This window comes from Gemella massiliensis, assembly GCF_900120125.1.
Classification (GTDB): domain Bacteria; phylum Bacillota; class Bacilli; order Staphylococcales; family Gemellaceae; genus Gemella; species Gemella massiliensis.
Genome location: NZ_LT635544.1, coordinates 361,949 through 380,398 on the forward strand (window position 1 = coordinate 361,949; position 18,450 = coordinate 380,398).

At 29.3% G+C, this 18,450-nt stretch carries 13 protein-coding genes and 2 pseudogenes; 13 read left to right on the forward strand and 2 right to left on the reverse strand.

All coding sequences use genetic code 11. The features are described 5' to 3' along the window. The first annotated feature begins 341 nt into the window (after positions 1-341). From BQ7358_RS01660 to BQ7358_RS01715, 12 genes and pseudogenes are all read left to right on the forward strand, one after another. Positions 342-1,106 (forward strand): alpha/beta fold hydrolase, encoded by a 765-nt coding sequence (locus BQ7358_RS01660; RefSeq protein ID WP_062172966.1) that lies wholly within the window; start codon positions 342-344, stop codon positions 1,104-1,106. 499 nt (positions 1,107-1,605) lie between these two features. Next, positions 1,606-2,463, forward strand: a complete 858-nt coding sequence (locus tag BQ7358_RS01665; RefSeq protein WP_062174677.1) for a MetQ/NlpA family ABC transporter substrate-binding protein — start codon at positions 1,606-1,608, stop codon at positions 2,461-2,463. Between the two features lie 126 nt (positions 2,464-2,589). Then, positions 2,590-3,318 carry a prepilin peptidase gene (locus tag BQ7358_RS01670; protein WP_062172967.1) on the forward strand — a complete coding sequence of 243 codons (729 nt, stop codon included), beginning with the start codon at positions 2,590-2,592 and terminating at the stop codon, positions 3,316-3,318. Continuing rightward, positions 3,312-4,088, forward strand: a complete 777-nt coding sequence (radC, locus tag BQ7358_RS01675; protein WP_062172968.1) for a RadC family protein — start codon at positions 3,312-3,314, stop codon at positions 4,086-4,088. Before BQ7358_RS01670 ends, radC begins: the two co-directional genes overlap by 7 nt. 338 nt (positions 4,089-4,426) lie before the next feature. After that, positions 4,427-4,477, forward strand: a pseudogene (locus BQ7358_RS09260) (hypothetical protein); the annotation flags it as partial. A 221-nt stretch (positions 4,478-4,698) separates the two neighbouring features. After that, entirely contained in the window at positions 4,699-5,322 is a 624-nt protein-coding gene (locus tag BQ7358_RS01685) for an ATP-binding cassette domain-containing protein (protein ID WP_062172970.1), read from the forward strand. Between the two features lie 2 nt (positions 5,323-5,324). Beyond that, positions 5,325-6,032, forward strand: coding sequence for an ABC transporter permease (locus BQ7358_RS01690; RefSeq protein ID WP_062172971.1), 708 nt, complete (start codon positions 5,325-5,327; stop codon positions 6,030-6,032). 99 nt (positions 6,033-6,131) lie between these two features. Then, positions 6,132-7,010 (forward strand): ABC transporter ATP-binding protein, encoded by an 879-nt coding sequence (locus BQ7358_RS01695; protein ID WP_083577626.1) that lies wholly within the window; start codon positions 6,132-6,134, stop codon positions 7,008-7,010. Between the two features lie 599 nt (positions 7,011-7,609). Beyond that, positions 7,610-8,419, forward strand: a pseudogene (locus BQ7358_RS01700) (Cof-type HAD-IIB family hydrolase). Between the two features lie 3 nt (positions 8,420-8,422). Further along, entirely contained in the window at positions 8,423-8,899 is a 477-nt protein-coding gene (rlmH, locus tag BQ7358_RS01705) for a 23S rRNA (pseudouridine(1915)-N(3))-methyltransferase RlmH (protein WP_072520140.1), read from the forward strand. Positions 8,900-9,209: 310 nt separating this feature from the next. Continuing rightward, positions 9,210-10,016: a hypothetical protein gene (locus tag BQ7358_RS01710; RefSeq protein ID WP_062172973.1), complete on the forward strand. Its 807-nt coding sequence runs from the start codon at positions 9,210-9,212 to the stop codon at positions 10,014-10,016. Positions 10,017-10,170: 154 nt separating this feature from the next. Next, complete coding sequence (locus BQ7358_RS01715) at positions 10,171-11,601, forward strand: alanine/glycine:cation symporter family protein (protein ID WP_062172974.1); 1,431 nt, start codon at positions 10,171-10,173, stop codon at positions 11,599-11,601. A 200-nt stretch (positions 11,602-11,801) separates the two neighbouring features. Here the strand turns inward: BQ7358_RS01715 and serS are convergent, their stop codons facing one another. Further along, positions 11,802-13,082: a serine--tRNA ligase gene (gene serS / locus BQ7358_RS01720; RefSeq protein WP_072520141.1), complete on the reverse strand. Its 1,281-nt coding sequence runs from the start codon at positions 13,080-13,082 to the stop codon at positions 11,802-11,804. Positions 13,083-13,376: 294 nt separating this feature from the next. Next, positions 13,377-17,279: a pneumococcal-type histidine triad protein gene (locus BQ7358_RS01725; protein ID WP_062172976.1), complete on the reverse strand. Its 3,903-nt coding sequence runs from the start codon at positions 17,277-17,279 to the stop codon at positions 13,377-13,379. Positions 17,280-17,583: 304 nt separating this feature from the next. Between BQ7358_RS01725 and BQ7358_RS01730 the strand changes: the two genes are divergently transcribed. Beyond that, positions 17,584-18,429, forward strand: a complete 846-nt coding sequence (locus BQ7358_RS01730; protein WP_062172977.1) for a sulfurtransferase — start codon at positions 17,584-17,586, stop codon at positions 18,427-18,429. Positions 18,430-18,450: the final 21 nt, after the last annotated feature.

Here is an 18,450-nt window from a genome sequence, read left to right on the forward strand (position 1 = left end):
GGTATAAAATAAATAGAAAAAACTAACATTGTTAGTAAAGAGATGCTTCACTTAAACTTTTGATAAAGTTGTTTTTTCTTGTTGACTATTAAGCTACTTGTTTTAAAAAAATGCAGGAGGATGTGTGGTTAATCCCCCCTTAGATTTTTACTAAAATTTTTCTATCTAAATTTAATATTAACATTTGGTAAAAGTAAAATATATTAAAATTTTGTTAAAGTTCTATAAATTATAAATACTTTCAAAAAATATATTTTTCAAACACTCTCAAAATAATTTTATTTTTTTGTTAATTAAAGTATAATAAGTGTAAAATTTAATTTACTAAAGGAGATAGTGTTATGAAGAATATTGTTTTGATTCATGGTACATGGTGTGACGGAAGTGTCTGGGGAGAATTCGCTGTGGAATTGGAAAAACTAGGTTTAAGAGTTTATACACCAAGTCTTCGATACCATGATTTACCGTATAAAGAAGTTGAAGAAAAAGTCGGAACGGTAAGCCTTAATGATTATGTGGAGGATATTGTGCAACTGGTAGAAAGTTTAAATGAACCGCCGATAATATTAGGGCATTCACTCGGTGGATTGATAGCACAACTAGTAGCTGTTAGAACAAAGGTAGAGGGTATTGTACTTATGGGAACGGCACCGGCTACAGGAATTTTTGCTTTTTATCCAAATATGATAATTTGTTTTTATAAACATTTTTTACGTTGGGGTTTTTGGAAAAAGCCTATGCCACCATATAAGCATGCTTTTTATGATTACTGTATGAATAATCAGGAATTACATGATAAAGAAAGAGAATTTGCTAAGCTGGTTCCGGAGTCCGGTTTTGTATATTTTCAAATGGCATTACCGTTTTTAGATAGACAAAAAGGTGCAAGTGTAGATTTTGATAAAGTAACAGAACCGGTTCTAGTAATAACCGGCACAGATGATAAAATGGTTTCACCCAATATCGCAAAAGCTACAGCGAAACGTTATAAAAATTCTGAATTAAAAATTATTCAAGGTTCTGATCATATGTACGAAGCACCGAAATTTAGAAGTGTTACAATATCAATTATAAACGAGTGGTTAGAAAAAAATAATTTTAAATAAAAAATTTGTGTTATTTTATTGATTATTTAGGAAAATGTATTTTTTAGATAGACAAACGCCCAAATTAAAACCTTTACAAAAAAGAATTTTCAAAAAATTTAGTAAAAAGTTAGAAAAACTATTGACAATTAATACCGATGGTGATAAGATATATTCAAGTTAAGAATTACCAATATTCAAATAAGTAGTATATAAGAACTTTTTCAGAGAGTGTGGGTAGGTGTAAGCACATAATGTAGACGATATATGAAAATGGTTTGAATGGTAAAAAGAGTGAGTTTTAAACAAACTCTTTTCGTGTGCATTACGTTATAAATGCACATTATCTTTGGATATATAATATATTCAAATGTAGTGATTGAGTTCGTATTTACGAAAAGTAAGGTGGTACCGTGAAATTGATTTCGCCCTTATTCTCTTAGGAGAGTAGGGGTGTTTTTATTTTATGGAAAACTCACAGTTAACAAAAAAATATTATAATATAAAAGGAGATTTTCATATGAAGAAAATATTATCATTCGTTGCAAGTCTTTTAGCACTTGTAGTAGTTTTAACAGCTTGTTCAAGTAAATCAAGCGAGAAAAAAGGTATTGATGTTGAAAAATTAGACCCGAGCAATCCTGTAACTGTTAAAGTAGGAGCAACTAACGTTCCACATGCGGTATTATTGGAGCATGTTAAACCACAGTTGGAAAAAGAAGGAATCAAATTAGATATTATTACTTACCAAGATTATTATGTACCTAACAAAACGTTAAACGATAAAGAAATAGATATTAACTATTTCCAACACCTACCGTTTTTAGAAAATGCGGTCAAAGAAAATGGTTATAAAATTGAAAATGCCGGCGCAGTACACTTAGAACCGATCGGGTTATACTCTAAAAAAGTAAAAGATGTTTCTGAGTTAAAAGATGGAGCACAGATATTAGTAAGTAATAATAAATCTGAGTGGGGACGTGTAATTAAATTATTAGCTAAAAAAGGATTGGTAAAAGTTAAAGATGGTGTTGATCCGATAACAGCTACATTTGATGATATTTCTGAAAACCCTAAAAACTTGAAATTCAGTTACGAGAATGATCCTGCCTTAATGACTAAGTTCTACGAAAATGGAGAGGGTGATTTAGTTTCTATTAATGCCAATTTTGCGGTTGATAATGGTTTGAACCCGATAAAAGATCCTGTTTTGGTTGAAGAAGCAACAGAAGATAACCCATATGGTAACATTTTGGCAGTACGTGAAGGAGATAAAGATAAAATTGTTGTTAAGAAAATTTTGGAAGCATTAAAATCGGAAGATACTAAAAAATTCATTCAAGAAAAATGGAATGGTGCGGTATTACCTGTTAAATAATGAATAGACACGAAAGATAAAGGCAGCCAAAAAGCTGTCTTTATTTTAGGTTAAAATCTATTTTAAAATATTTTTCAGTATGATACAATAAGGCTATAAATGTTATTTATTTTAGGGAGAAATAATATGGAAAAGGGAGTATTACTTTGTTTTTATGTTGTAATAATGAGTGTATTTGCAAGTGGAATAAAATGTTTTATTGACAGTAGCAATAAAAGAAGTTTCTTATATAGAAGAAGTTGTTGCGATAGCTGTAAGCACCTATTGGGGTTAAGTGATTTAATACCGATTGTGAGTTTTATTATCAGTAAAGGGCGTTGCCGCTATTGTCATACTCATATTCCTATTGATATTTTTATGTATGAAGTTGTTGCAAGTACGTTAACCTTATTATATTTTATTTTTCAGGAGCAGTTTATTTTTTTAAGTATTTTTCATCTTGTAATTGCTGTTTTACTTTCCTTTATTTCTATTGAAGATGTGAAGCATTTTGAAGTGGTTGATGAATTATTTTTCCCGTTATTATTTTGCAGTATAATTTTTGCAATTTATAATTTTAAATTTTTTTCTTTCTATAATTTTTTTGGATTAATTGTTCTATTTCATATTTTATATTTTTTAACACGTTTTAAAATGGGATACGGTGATATAAAAATTTTTTGTATTTTAGCTCTTAGTCTTAATTTTTACGAGGGATTGTATTTGCTGATTTTTACTTTTTTATATGCCGGAGGTTTTGCGGTAGGGTTATTAATTTTAAATAAAGTAAAAAAAGGGTCTAAGATTGCTTTGGTGCCGTTTATTACTTTATCCTATTTAACAATAATTTTAATAAGGGAGGCAATTTTATGGTAAAGGGATATACGATTAAAGAGTTAGAGATGGATGAACGCCCAAGGGAGAAATTAAGAACACTTGGTGCAACATCTCTTAGTGATAGAGAAATTTTGGCAATACTTTTAAGAACGGGAACAAAAGAAAAAAATGTGTTAGAACTTGCTACCGGTATTTTAAAAGATGCCGGAGGAATAAGGAATCTTCGTGAGGTAACTTTTAATGAATTAACTAAGCATAAAGGAATTGGTGATGAAAAAGCCATTCATATACTAGCAAATATTGAATTTGCAAGAAGAATTTATGCAACCGAGCAACCTGAAGTAATATGCAATAACCCTAATGTAATAGCACATTATTTAAAATCCTCATTAGAAAATTTAACACAAGAAATTTTTATTACACTTGATATTAATACAAAGGGAAAAATCTTACAACAGCGAGAAGTCTTTAAAGGTAGTCTTAGTATGTCAATTATTCACCCGCGAGAAATTTTCAAAAATGCAATAAAAAACAGTGCATCAAGTGTAATATGTATTCACAATCACCCGAGTGGTGATGCAACACCATCGTTGGAAGATATTAAAACAACGGTTAATTTATTAGAAGTTGGGGAGATAGTGGGAATAGAGATGTTAGACCACATTATTATAGCAAAAACCGGTTATGTAAGTATACGACGTGTTTTAAATTATTTAACTGAGGAAAATATCGATTATAAAAAAGAAAAAATCACACAAAAACAGTTGCAACATATTATTAGAAAATATAAAATTGTAAATAAATATTAAATTTATGTTAATAAAGATGAGGAATATACCAAATACGGGGCATAAGAAAAAGTAAACAGGTGCTAAATAAAAAAGATTGTATATGGTGTTACAGCAACTCAATTATGGTAATGCCGATACTTTTAAGTTATACAAAGTACAAAAATATAAGCTGTATAATAAATAGAGGAGATGGAAAGAATGATGTGTATCCAAAATCCTGTAAGAAGAATACTTGAAGTATTAAATATAACGAATAAGTTATTACACGGTGATGCTACAATCAATAACTTAATTGATGTAGCCCAAGAGGAATGTGAGATAATGGACAAGGTAGGGTTAATAGACTTACTAGTGCCGGTTATGACTACAATAAAGTGCAACAAAAAGCAAATGAATTATTAAGGTAAGATGTGAGCCTACTGTAGAAATAAATTCTATGGTAGGTTTATTTGTATAAACTAAATATTTTGTAATATATTATATTGGAACATATTAGTTATTTTGATATAATATTTTTATAAATGAAGAAAATGCATAAGAGAAACAAAGTAATTATTAAGGTAATAGTATTATTAAATATAATTTTATCTATTTGGTATATAATTAGTCTATGGAAAGGATAAAAAGGATGAAATTTAAAAATTTTTCTTTGAAAGTAGGAAATAAAAAATTATTTGATGATGTAAATATAGAGTTTAGTAGCGGAATATCGCATTTAATAGGCAGAAATGGATCTGGGAAATCTTGTCTAGTAAAGACATTGGAGAAAAGATTTGATTATTCTGGAGAAGTGTGTGCAACTGATTTTGTAATAATAGCTTCATATAGTAATATTCCTTCTGACTTAAAGTGGAGCGATTTAGAGAGAGTATTAAATAATGACAAGTGTTTTATTGATAAATTAAAAGATACACTTAATATGCAAAATATAGATAAAAATATTCAAATATCAAAATTAAGCGATGGACAAAAACAAAAATTAAAATTATTATTTTATTTAATGAAAAAACCTAAGATTATTATTTTTGACGAATTTACAAATGGACTAGATAAACAAACTACATTAGAATTGTATAAATTCATAAAAAATTATATTAACGAATTTAAAGAAACTATATGTTTAAATATTACACATAACATGGCGGATTTGTCTGAGTTAGAAGGGAAATATTATTTAATAGAGAATAATAATATAAAAGAGTATAAAAACAAAGAAATAGTTATTGAAAAATATATAAAAGGAGATATATAAATATGGAATTTAGACGATCTTTAAATAATAAATTGTTTTTATTCATAACTTTATCGTCATATGTTATGTTTGTATTTGGATATATTTTGCTGAAGACTATAGATAATATAAATCAAGTTAATTATTATCAATTTATTCTGTCTGTATATACGGTATTTACTCAGTTCGGTCCGTTAATAATATCTATTCCTATTATAAATTTTATTAATGTTGATTATAAAGAAAAAAATATTATATTTTATAAAACTTTAAACTATACAGTTTTTAAATATTTTTTCGAAAAAATTTTAGTGGTTTGTTTTTGGTATTTCCTATCGACTATATCATCACTGATAATACTATCTCTGTACTATAATAAATTTGATGATTTTTTAATAATATGTTTTTATTTTATTAGTGTAATTATTAGTATTTTATTAACTTCCGGTATCTTTGCATATTTATTTTCTAATATACTTTTTTCATTCGGAGTGAATATAGTTTTTTGGATAGCAGGAATAGTTATAAATAGCATATTAGGTGGAAGTTCAATTTTTTCTTTCTTTGACGCTACCAATAAGACTTACAAAGGTTTTGAAAAGTATTTTTCTACAGGTGATTATAGTATGTTAAATATACCGGAAATTTTACTATATATTGCTTCTATTTTTGTTTTAGTATTAATAATATTAGGAGTTATGAAAAAGTCTTGGATAAAGAACGGTATTTAATTTATGGTAAAAACATATATAAAGAAAATTCATAAAAACAATAGTTATGTTGTAAAAAACATTAATATATAGAAAAATTTAAAAATATGAGGAAATATCATGAAAGAGATAATTATTGTTAAAAGACTTAGTAAAGACTACATAATAAAAAATAGAATTAGCTTTTTCAATACGGAAAAGATAATTAAACAAGCATTGAAGGACATAAATTTTAGTATAAAAGAAGGTGAAATTGTAGGATATATAGGAAATAATGGAGCTGGGGAATCCACAACTATAAAATTACTGTTAGGGATACTAACTAGTACAAAAGGATCAATAAAAGTGTTTGGTAAAGATCCATTTGTTAATAGGCAAAAAAATGCTGAAAATATAGGTGTGCTATTTGGACAAAAATCACATTTATGGTGGGATTTACCATTAATTGATTCTTTTGAGTATTTATCAAAAATCTATGAAGTAGATAATAAAAAATGGTTAGATTATTTGATAACAGAATTAAATGTAAAAGAGTACTTATATCAACCAGTGAGGCAACTTTCTTTAGGACAAAGAATGCGCGGAGAATTTATAGCTAGTATTATTCATAAGCCTCAATTGGTGTTCTTAGATGAACCAACAATTGGTTTAGATATAGAAACAAAGAAGAAGATTATGGAATTAATACTAAAAATAAATGAGAAGTATAATACAACTATCATACTAACAACTCATGAGATTTCGGATATTGAAAAAGTATGTAAGAGAATGATTTTAATTAGTGATGGTGAAATAAACTATGACGGTGAAGTGAAAAGCTTTAAGAAAATTTTTAATAAATATAAAAAATTAAAAATGCATGGAGAAAATATAGTAGATTTAAATGAAGAAGGAATATTTCCTTTACGTACAAATATTGATTCTAAAGAATTTGTTTTTGATGAAAATAAGTTTAGTGTTTTAGATATAATAAAATTAATACCAATCTATAAGTTTTAACTGCAGCTATTCTTGTTTGTAAAGTATGAGGTATATATCGTTGTGTTTTTTCTATATTTTCTGTTATAATAGTTTTCATAAGAGTAAATTCCTTTTTTTGATTTGGTGTAACTTCATTATACAGGATTTACTCTTCTTTTTTTTATTATATGTCTCACATCTATTGTAACACTACATCAATGTGATATGATTTTTCTTTTTTTCTATGAGAAAATAATGTTATCTGATATAATATATGTATAGAACTAGGCGAAAACAGATTTGTAGAATATTATTAAAACAATATTGATAAAAATCGTAGACGGTCTTGACTAAACTTTCAAGCGTCACTTTGTTTCTTTGAAAGTAAGTCTTCGTTGCATACGCTGTACCTAAGTTTTTTGTCGTCGCTTTGCTTCTAAAAACACAAATGTACAATGCAATGCCCCCTAAGAGGGCTTTGCCCCTCCCAGCAGTTACAACTAGCAATTATCTTCATCACTTTGTGATTTGATAATTCCAGTTGTTTTTGCATACGTTGTACGTAATGATTTATGCGTCACTTTGTTCCTATAAATCAAAACGTACCACGCATAGTAAATTAAAAAAGGAGCTAATGTATGATAAAATTAGTTGTTACAGATGTAGATGATACATTGCTGAACAGCAAACATGAAATTTCTAAAAAAAATAGAGAAATAATCGAAAGATGTAAGAAAAAAGATATTAAAGTAGTTTTGGCATCAGGTAGACCGGATTTTGGAATGTTACCAATGGTAAAAGAATTAGGTTTGAATAATTATGATAATTATTTATTATCTTTTAATGGTGCAAAAATAACCAATATAAAAACGAAAGAGTAAGTATATGAAAAATTTTTATCAAAAGAGAGATTAAAGTTTTTGGTAGATGTAGCTTTAAAAAACAATTGCGATATTTTAACTTATCAAAATGGGAAAATACTTACGAATAGTGATAATAAATATGCAAGAATAGAATCAGAACTGGTGGGTGCTGAACTTTCGATAAAGGAAAACATGAAAGATTATATTAATGAGGGTGCAGCAAAAGTAATTGTTTTAAAAGAACCAACTGAAGCATTAAGAATAAAGGAAAAATTAGAAAAAGAGCTTAGTGATAGTTACGAAGTCGCAATGTCAAAACCATTTTTTATAGAAATTAATGATAAAGGAATATCAAAGGGTGTCTCTCTTAGTGCTTTGTGTAAAAAGTTAGGATTTAAAAGAGAAAATGTTATCGCACTTGGTGATGGGTTAAATGATTTAAGTATGATAGAGTTTGCAGGTGTAGGTGTGGCAATGGCAAATGCCGGTGATGTAGTAAGGGAGAAGGCGGATTTTATTACAAAGTCGAATGATGAAGATGGTTTTGCCTATGCAGTAGAAAAATTTGTTTTCGAAAGAGAGTAAAAAATGAAAGTAACATTGTTATGTGTTGGAAAGGTAAAAGAAAAATTTTATAGAGAAGCTATAAAAGAATATGAAAAACGCCTTAGTGCATATGTTAAATTAACAACGGTTGAAATACCGGATGAAAAGGTTAAAGTTGAAAATTCATCAGAAATAGCAGTTGCGATGGAAAAAGAGGGAAACAATATTTTATCCAAAATAAAAGATACGCAATATGTTATTACCTTGGAAATACTCGGTGAAAGTATTTCAAGTGAGAAATTTTCAGAAAAAATCAATAACTTAATGACAACTGGAAAGAGTGATGTGGTACTTGTGATAGGTGGAAGTTATGGATTATCCGATAGTGTCAAAAAACGAAGTAACTATGCACTTTCATTTAGTAAAATGACTTTCCCACATCAAATGATGCGTGTTATTTTACTTGAACAGGTATATAGGGCATATCGTATAATTATGGGAGCAAGTTATCATAAGTAAAAAAAATAAGTTTTTTGATAAATTTTAACAATAATTGATAGTGGTATGGATACTTGGAGATAATTCGAAAGTCTTAATTTTTAATAAAAACGTTTATAATTTAATTTAGACGCAGGTAGTTTGCCGATATTCAGATTTGTTTTACAAAAATTTTTGGGTACCTCTAGTAAATTTTGAAGATACGGCTTAACAAAATCCAACTTTAAGAAATTGAGATTTTCTAGTTGCATCCGGAATAAATATCATTATCAAGTTTAATCATTATTTATATACAATTCTTAAAAAAAACATAAAAAAGGAGATGGGAACAATGGATTTTACAGATTTTACGGATTTTACAACAGGATTGTTAGTAGCAATAGCCATAATTGTGGGAATAATACTATTAATGGCATATATTATAAATGTTGTTTTTTGTGCAATTTTATTTGAGGTACTTGGAGTGAAAAAAGGACTTGCCTTTATACCTATTTATAATACATACCGATTATACAAAGAATACAAAGGAAGAGTGTGGAAAAGTAATTGGGGAATAGTATATGTAGCAGTTACGGTAATATCTTTTCTGTTATATGTATTTTTAGTAGTAATATTTTTAGAATTTATTCCAATGTTAATAACAAATGTAACAAGTGGTATGAATGCAGAAGATGCTATATTAGATATTATTTCGAGATTATTTTTATGGTTAATAGTGATTATGGTGCTGGGAGTAGTATCAACTGTTTTTAACATTATCCTTTCTGTCATTCTATATTGGCCTCTAATGTTAACTACAGCAAGAAAGGTTATCTTGGTATTATATTTAATTTTCGGTGTATCGCAAATTGCCGGAATAATGAACATCACAGCTGAGAATAATCCGGATTTAAAATCGACTGTTAATTTAATTACGATAGCTATAACAATAATATTTATCGTCGTCGCTTTATATTCAGCAGGTGACATAAGAAGACAAGTACAAAGCGGTAAGAAAATACTACATGATAAGTTAGATTATAATTCATTGGATAATATACAGATAAATGAAATATTAGTAAGTAGAAAACGTTGTTTAGTAGCGGATAATAATCAAGCACAGCATAATAACAGTATTCAAAATATGGAATATATCTAACAAAAATATATAAATAACCTTGGGAATTTTTTTGAAAAAACTAATCTCAAGGTTATTTTTGCGTTTAATTGTTATAAAATTTGACATATATTTTAAAAAATAATCATTAATAAGTATAATAGTGAATATAAAAATTTATTAAGGAGATTATAGAATGGATAATTTGTTAACATGGTTAACTAATTTAAACGATTTTATATGGACGTATTTTCTAATAGGGCTTGTTGTGGTGACGGGGGTATATTTTACATTCAGTACAAATTTTATACAGTTCACTTATATAAAAGAAATGTTTAGATTAATTACAGAAAAACCGAAAATAGGAAAAAATGGAGAAAAAAAAGGAGTATCGGCATTTCAAGCATTTACAATATCAGCAGCATCACGTGTTGGAACGGGGACTATAGCAGGGGTTGCAATTGCGATCGCAATGGGAGGACCCGGTTCTGTATTTTGGATGTGGATTGTTGCACTTTTTGGTGGTGCTTCTTCATTTGCGGAGTCAACACTTGCTCAAGTATATAAAGTAAGAGATAGAAAGGGTGTCTATCGTGGAGGACCGGCTTATTATATGGAAAAAGGTCTTGGGCAGAAATGGATGGCGATACTGTTTGCCATTGTTATTTCAATAACTTACGGAATTGCATTTAACTCAGTACAAACTAATACAATTGCTCAATCACTGGCGGTTTATAATATTAATCCAAAAGTAGCCGGAGGCGTGTTGTTGGCACTTACTGTTTTTGTTATTTTTGGTGGAGTAACTAAGGTTGTAAAAATAACGCAGTGGTTAGTTCCGATTATGGCAGTCATTTATCTTTTTATTGTTTTAATAATAATGGTTATTAATTATGATAAACTCCCAACAGTGTTAGGACAAATAGTGAAATCAGCTTTTGGTATTGAACAGGTTGGTGGTGGAGTAATTGGAATGGCGACTTCTATTCTTCTTGGGGTAAAACGTGGAATGTTTACCAATGAAGCGGGGTTGGGATCGACACCGAATGCTGCAGCGACCGCAGAGAGTTCACATCCGGCGAAGCAGGGATTTATCCAAACACTTGGAGTATATTTTGACACTTGTCTGGTTTGTACAGCAACAGCATTTTTAATTCTTTTGTATCCGGGAGTAGAATACGGCAACGATAAACTTCAGGGTATTAAATTAACGCAAGCTGCATTAACTTCTCAAATAGGAAGTATCGGAACAATATTTTTAATTGTTGCAATTTTCTTATTTGGATATAGTTCAGTAATTGGAAATTACTATTATGGAGAAACTAATATTCAGTATTTAATACCTAAAAAATGGGCGGTAAATATATATCGTGTTATAGTTTGTATTTTTGTTTATATTGGAAGTGTCATGGATTTGAACTTAGTTTGGGGACTTGCCGATGTAACAATGGGTGTAATGAGTTTGCTTAACTTAATTGCTATAATAGGCTTATCATCGATAGTTTATGTGGTATTAAAAGATTATGTTAAACAACATAAACAAGGGAAAAATCCGGAGTTTTATCTGGATAATTTACCGATAAAAATAGATAATGCTGATTGTTGGAAAAATAAAAAAGAAAACTAAAGATTTTTATGGTAATTAGTTTAAAATTTAGTGAAATCTCAGTTGATTAGTAGAAAATGGAATATAATAATGGATATATAATAATTAGTATGGATAGTAAAACTATACTAATTATTTTTATAATCGTAAATTATTAAAGCAGAAAATATCCTTAAAATGAGCCGGGTTAGAAGATTAGTTCATTTTAAGGATATAATAAATTAGATTTTTTCTATTTTTTCAATATTTCTCATGTATGGGCGTAAAACTTCCGGTATTGTGATAGAACCGTCTTCATTTTGATAGTTTTCGATAATTGCTGCTAAGCATCGACCGACAGCTAAACCTGAACCGTTTAACGTGTGTATAAATTCTATTTTTCCGGTGTCTTCACGTTTAAAACGCATATTAGCACGTCTTGCTTGGAAGTCGGTACAGTTAGAGCAAGAACTTATTTCTTTATAAGCATTATAGCTTGGTAACCATACTTCAATATCATAGGTTTTTGCGCTAGAAAATCCGGTATCACCTGAGCATAGCGTGATAACACGATATGGTAGGTTTAATTTTTTTAATATATTTTCTGCATGTGAAGTCATGATTTCAAGTTGTTCATATGAATTTTCCGGTTTAGCAAAGCGAACCATTTCAACTTTATTGAATTGATGAAGACGAATTAAACCTCGAGTATCACGCCCGGCACTTCCGGCTTCTGAACGGAAGCAAACACTAAATGATGTAACTGCTTTCGGTAACATATCTTCGCTTAGTATTTCACCGTTGTAGTAGTTTGTTAAAGGAACTTCAGCAGTTGGAATAAGCGTTAATCCTTCTGATTCTATTGTATAAACGTCTTCAACAAATTTAGGAAACTGTCCGGTACCGAATAATGAATTACGATTAACTAATTGTGGAACCATAAATTCTTCATAACCATGTTCTAGAACATGAGTATCCAGCATAAAATTAATTAAGGCACGTTCCAGTAATGCTCCGGCTTTTTTATAGAATACAAAACGGCTACCGGCTATTTTAGCAGCACGTTCAAAGTCAACAATATCCAGTTCTTCGACAAGATCCCAGTGTGCTTTCGGTTCAAAGCCAAACTCTCTGACCTGACCGATTCGACGTACTTCGATATTTTCGTCTTCATCTTCACCTATTGGTGTTTCATCAGAAATTAGATTAGGAATACGAATAATTTTTTCGTTGACTTCATCAGAGATTTGTTTTACTTCAATATCTAATGCAGTAATTTCATCAGATACGTTTTTCATATCAGTTATAACATCACTGGCATCTTCACGTTTTCTTTTTAAAATAGCGATTTCTTCACTTTTTTTATTACGAAGTGCTTTTAGGTCTTCTACTTTAACAAGAAGAGTACGACGTTTTTTATCAAGATCGATTAATAAATCGACAACATCTGTTTCGAGGTTACGAGCCGCTAATTTTTGTTTAACCATTTCAGGATTTGCTCTAAATAGTTTAATATCTAACATAAATATTTCTCCTTTTTTATTTATTAGTAGCTTAAGTGATAAAATAAAAATCCCCTGCGTTTATTAAAACGCAAGGGACGATTAATTTTCACCGTGGTTCCACCCAAATTTAATCCGTTGGATTCTTTAAAACATCAATTTGATAAAAGTTATAGTAGAATTTTAAAATATGACTTAGATATTTTCACCAACCATATCCTCTCTGTAAAGTATTTAGATTAAAACATGTCTATAATCAAATTATATATTTATTTAGATTTATTCTACCATATTTGTAGTAAATGTCAAGTATTTTTAGCCATTTAATTGAGTTTTTTCAAAAGTAGCCAGTGCTTGTAAATATCCATCGGTCGCTGTTACGTGCCAAGCTAGGCTGACTTCTCTGAAATTATTAAGCCATGCTAAAACTTTTCTTAATTTAGCAGGATTTTTAGCTAAAACGACTTTTGCTTTGTTTTCCAATTCGGTTATTTTGTTATTAACAACAGCTTCATCAATGGTTCCTTTTACTTTTGGAATTTCAATATAAGGTATTTTATTTTGGTTGTATAATCTCCATCCCGGACTTTTTATCGGATAATAGTGATTGTGATCACCATGATTAACTATCATTTGTCCGTCTTGAACTTGGATATGTTCAACCGTTGTATTCATGCTGGTAGCCAGTGCGGTAATTTCTTTTTCAAAATCTGCTTCTAAGTCATCGCTCATCGCCGGAACGGTTATGTCACTAAGTACCAATCGTTTGACAGTACCTTTGTAGTTAAAGACTAATGTATTATTTTCGACTTTAATGTCAGTTTCTTTTATTCCGTAGAATAGGGCGATATAATTTTTCTTTTTAGCTAAAGTTTCTTTATCGGTAGTGGTTGAACCGTTTTCTTTGTTTGCTAAAAATTTCTTAGCTTGTTCTAATTGTTCAGCGGTTAAATCCGATTTTTTAACAAAATGATTGTGATCGCCATGTTTTACAATATAGCCGTCACCTTCTTCACGAATTATATTATTAACATCAAATTCAAATTTATGTTCTTCGTTTTCATCGTGGTGAGAGTTTTGATTTCCTTGATTATCATTATTATGCGATGTTTGATTATTAGTTAAACGTTCTTTAACATCTTTGCGTATTTCATTAAGTTGTTTTTCTAAGCTGATTAATTTATTTTTACTTTTATCTATACTGTATGTAATATCAAGATCAATGAGACGCGCTTTTTGTTTTAATTCGTCAGCAATTTTAGAATCTAATTTTTTCTCATTTTTAAGTTTTAAAATTTCTTCTTGAAGTTTTTTTGCTTCATTGGTAATATAATCGGCAGATAGTGTGTAGTTATCTTTAACATCACCGCCGTCAACTTTTTCGAAATTATCTGCTATACCTTTAGGAATCTTTTTCCCGCTAGGAATGGTTAATTCTTCTTTTGATATATTATTATGACTAATATCTAAATATTCAAGTGTTTTGTTTTTTTCTTTTAGCACTAGTGTCGATACATAATTATTAGACATTGTTAAATATTTTAATGCAGTAAGGTTGTTCACATTTTCCAGTGTTGTGATTTTGTTATTACTTAGTGTTAAATTAACTAGTTTGTTGTGTTTATTTGTTGGAAGTTCGCTAATTTCATTATCGCTTGCATCAAGATTTTCAAGTGATGTTAATTTATGTATGTTATTAATATTATCCAGTTTGTTGTTTTTAATTTCCAAACTTGTAATAGTATTGTTCTCAAAGTCTAAACGATCTATATTATTGTTATTTACTTCAACTGAATCTAAACTTTTAGCATTTTTAAGATGCGAAAGGGTGGAAATTTTATTATTATTTGCTACCAAGTTTTTTAATTTAGGTAGGTTGGAAACAACACTTAAATCACGAATATTACAGTTATTTACCGTTAATTGTTCAAGGTTATTATTTTTAAGTGTAGCAAGTTCTAAACCGCCGTTATTAGATAAGAATAAGCGACTTAACTCAGGTTTATTATTAAAGGCATCAAGTTTTGTAATATTATTATTTTCCAAACTTACCGCTTTTAAGTGTGTTAAATCTTTTAGAGCGGAAATATCGCTAATTTTATTGTTATCAAGGTTTAATGATTCCAAGTTTTTAAGATTTTTAAGAACATCAATATTTTTAATATTATTTCCGGCTGCGGCTACTAATTTTAGATTAGGATAATCTTTTAAGAACGAAATATCATCAACATCATTTTCGGAAAAGTCAATTCCTTCCAGTGTTGGTATATTTTTAATAAATGAATAGTCTTTAATACCGGTTTTTGATACATATAAGTGTCTTAATTTTTTGAATTTATAAACCGGTGTAATATCGTCAATCGGTGTAAATCCTACACCAAGAACTTCAATGTTAGGCATAAGGTCAAGACCTTTACGTTTTAGTGGGTCTTTATTTTGTCCTATATTTAGATATTTGACAGTTTTTAACCATTCTTTCATTTTTTCTGTATCAGTTTCATGAGTAGGGAAATCGGTATCCGCAGAAGCATGTTGAATATCATGGATAATATCATCGTCAAAACCTAGTTTTTTAAGTGTATCGGCACCGGCATTGTGATGTGGATCTTCTATCGGTTTAGAAGTATCAATGTCTTTTGCTAAGATAGTATGACTGTGATCGCCATGCGGATATACTAATGCTTTTCCTTTGTCGGTATCAATAACTTTAATAGTAGATGGGTCGATATTTAACGATTTTGCTAAATAATTGATTTTTTCTTGTAGTGATTTATCTTCATCTGTGTCATTAGGTTTTGTGTTATCTGCTGTATTGTCGATAACAATATCTTTTAACAACGTTGTTTTACCTTTAAATTCAATTGCATTACCTTCATTTGTCACAACAAAATGAAATTCTTTAGCATCAGCATTATTTTTACGTGCAAGGTAATTAATTTTTTTAGTTACTTCTTGCTCCAGTTTTGCATATTCATCTTTTGCTTTATCTTTATATTCACTAGGAATTAAGTTTTCAAATTTACTATTAACAAGTTGGTAATAGTAGATAAAATGTTCATGTTTGCCATGTTTTACTGAAATTCCGGAAGAAGTAGTAGTGATTTTGTCGTTTTCGCTCAATAAAAATCCGTCGCTTGTGGTAAAATGAATTCCCGGGAATTTTAAGATGCTGTTAAAATCTTTTTTGTCATCTTGTGTGGGTGTATTCGGTTTAGGTTTATCCGGTGTTTGTGTGCCGTTATTGGAATTATTATTTTTTTTCGGAATATAATGATAATGGTCACCATGTTTAACAATATAACCATTTTCATCTTCAGAAACAACATCTTTAGGATTAAAAGTGTAGTTATCTTCTGTAGAAGGTACAGAAGGTGTGTTATTATGATTATGAGATGGTGTTGAAGGTGAAGATAATAGATATTCCCATTTTGTGCCACGTAACTGGCTATATGGAATAAAGTGTTGGTGATTACCGTGACGAACGATAAAACCTAAACTATTTCTGCCTATAATATCACGTTCTCCTTTGAAAATATAACCGTCACTTGTGGGTGTGGTAATTCCGGCTGTTGACGATGCTAATACTGTATTGACACCGTGTTTTTTTGCTTGTGCTAATTGTTGGGCGGTTAAATCACTTTTTTTAATATAGTGGAAGTGATCGCCGTGACGAACTACATAGCCGTCAGCAGTTTCACTAACAATATCTTTAGGATTAAAAGTGTAGTTATCTTCTTTTTCACCTTCGGAATGGCTATGATGATGTGAATGTGCTGTTATTTCTCTTGCAGTTTTTTCGTCAACAACATTTGTTTGGGTTACTCCCTTTTTAGGGTAGTAGTAAAATTTACCATTTACTTTAATAACATAACCTTGAGCTAATTCGTATTGAATATCTTCATCTTTAAGGACGTATTTATCATCTTTATAAACAAGAGATTCTAAAATTTTGGCATTATATGGTACAAGCCCTTTTACAAAATGGCTATGATCACCATGTAAAGTAGCATAACCGTCTTCAGTTATTTCACTTACAACGACAGTGCTGATTTTATCGGCATAGTTTATTTTTTTCGCTTGTGCTATGTTGTGGATTGGTTGATGAGGATAATTATTAGAATATTTGCCATATTCATATCCGGCAAAGGCTGATAATCCAATGACAACCGTACCACATGCACCTGTAATAATTATTTTTTTCTTATTATTTTTTGTCATAATAACTCCTTTTAGTTTTTTAATTCAAAATTATTCCGATTTAGTATATCATAAATATTTTGTTTTGTAAATAGTATTGTTTCCGATTTAAAATTATATTCCTAAAGTTAGTAAATATTTAAAACCTATATTATTAGATAATTCGTTTTAAAGGATATATTTAACTTTTTATTTTATACATACCTTAAAATGTATTAGTACAAAATATTTAGAAATAGGTTGAAAATAAGTGGAAAATATGATTTTTATTTTGGGATATGTTATAATAATTCGTATATTAAATAATTAGAAAGGAACGGTAAATATGACAAAATTTGATTTTAGAAAATTAGTGGATGTAGAGTATTTATCGCAAAATAGAGATAACGATAATCTTGTCGTGATTGATGCACGCGGCGGAATGTTGGAAGAAGGTGCATTAATGTATGATAGAGCAACTGTTGTCGATTGGACGAATATTAGTTTGCTTGGAGAGTTCGGAGGGGAAGAATTAGGGAAATTATTAACTAAGGAAAATTATCAACAAATTTTTTCAAAACTTAATATTACCCCTGATTCAGAAGTAATAGTTTACGGATTTACAATGCCCGATCAAGGTTTTGGTGATGAAGGGCGTATTATATATACATTTAATTATGTAGGCTTCGATAATGTGAAAATAATTGACGGTGGATTTAAGCAAGTAGAAAAATTAGGTTTTAATAAAAAATATAATCCGAAACAAGATAGAATAGATGTAAGTGATATTGAAAGAAAAGAGGCTGTTAATAATAGAAAAGCTATTTTTACAGATGAACTGTTATCTTTGATAGGAAAAGAAGATGTTCAAATTATTGATACACGTTTGGAAGTAGAATATAATGGAAGAGTAATTTATGGAGAAAATAAAGCAGGGCATATACCTAATGCTATATCATTGCCGTTTAATTCATTAGTAGATGAAAATGGTTTTATAAAAACAAGAACAGAGTTGGAGAAGTATGTAGAAAACAAAGGGTTGGATAAACATAAACAGTTGATTACATATTGCACTACCGGTGTTCGTGCTGCGTATGTTGCAATTATTTTAGAAGAATTAGGTTATAGTGTAAGAAATTATGAACCTTCATTTGCAAAATATGCCAATGTTGGAGAAGTAGAAAATAAGTAAATAGAGTATAGGAGCAATATA

Coding starts and splice junctions, on each gene's coding strand:
- BQ7358_RS01695 (WP_083577626.1), top strand. CDS start 6,132: ATGAAAGAGATAATTATTGTTAAAAGACTTAGTAAAGACTACATAATA.
- rlmH (WP_072520140.1), top strand. CDS start 8,423: ATGAAAGTAACATTGTTATGTGTTGGAAAGGTAAAAGAAAAATTTTAT.
- BQ7358_RS01715 (WP_062172974.1), top strand. CDS start 10,171: ATGGATAATTTGTTAACATGGTTAACTAATTTAAACGATTTTATATGG.
- BQ7358_RS01690 (WP_062172971.1), top strand. CDS start 5,325: ATGGAATTTAGACGATCTTTAAATAATAAATTGTTTTTATTCATAACT.
- BQ7358_RS01660 (WP_062172966.1), top strand. CDS start 342: ATGAAGAATATTGTTTTGATTCATGGTACATGGTGTGACGGAAGTGTC.
- BQ7358_RS01670 (WP_062172967.1), top strand. CDS start 2,590: ATGGAAAAGGGAGTATTACTTTGTTTTTATGTTGTAATAATGAGTGTA.
- radC (WP_062172968.1), top strand. CDS start 3,312: ATGGTAAAGGGATATACGATTAAAGAGTTAGAGATGGATGAACGCCCA.
- BQ7358_RS01725 (WP_062172976.1), bottom strand. CDS start 17,279: ATGACAAAAAATAATAAGAAAAAAATAATTATTACAGGTGCATGTGGT.
- serS (WP_072520141.1), bottom strand. CDS start 13,082: ATGTTAGATATTAAACTATTTAGAGCAAATCCTGAAATGGTTAAACAA.
- BQ7358_RS01685 (WP_062172970.1), top strand. CDS start 4,699: ATGAAATTTAAAAATTTTTCTTTGAAAGTAGGAAATAAAAAATTATTT.
- BQ7358_RS01665 (WP_062174677.1), top strand. CDS start 1,606: ATGAAGAAAATATTATCATTCGTTGCAAGTCTTTTAGCACTTGTAGTA.
- BQ7358_RS01730 (WP_062172977.1), top strand. CDS start 17,584: ATGACAAAATTTGATTTTAGAAAATTAGTGGATGTAGAGTATTTATCG.
- BQ7358_RS01710 (WP_062172973.1), top strand. CDS start 9,210: ATGGATTTTACAGATTTTACGGATTTTACAACAGGATTGTTAGTAGCA.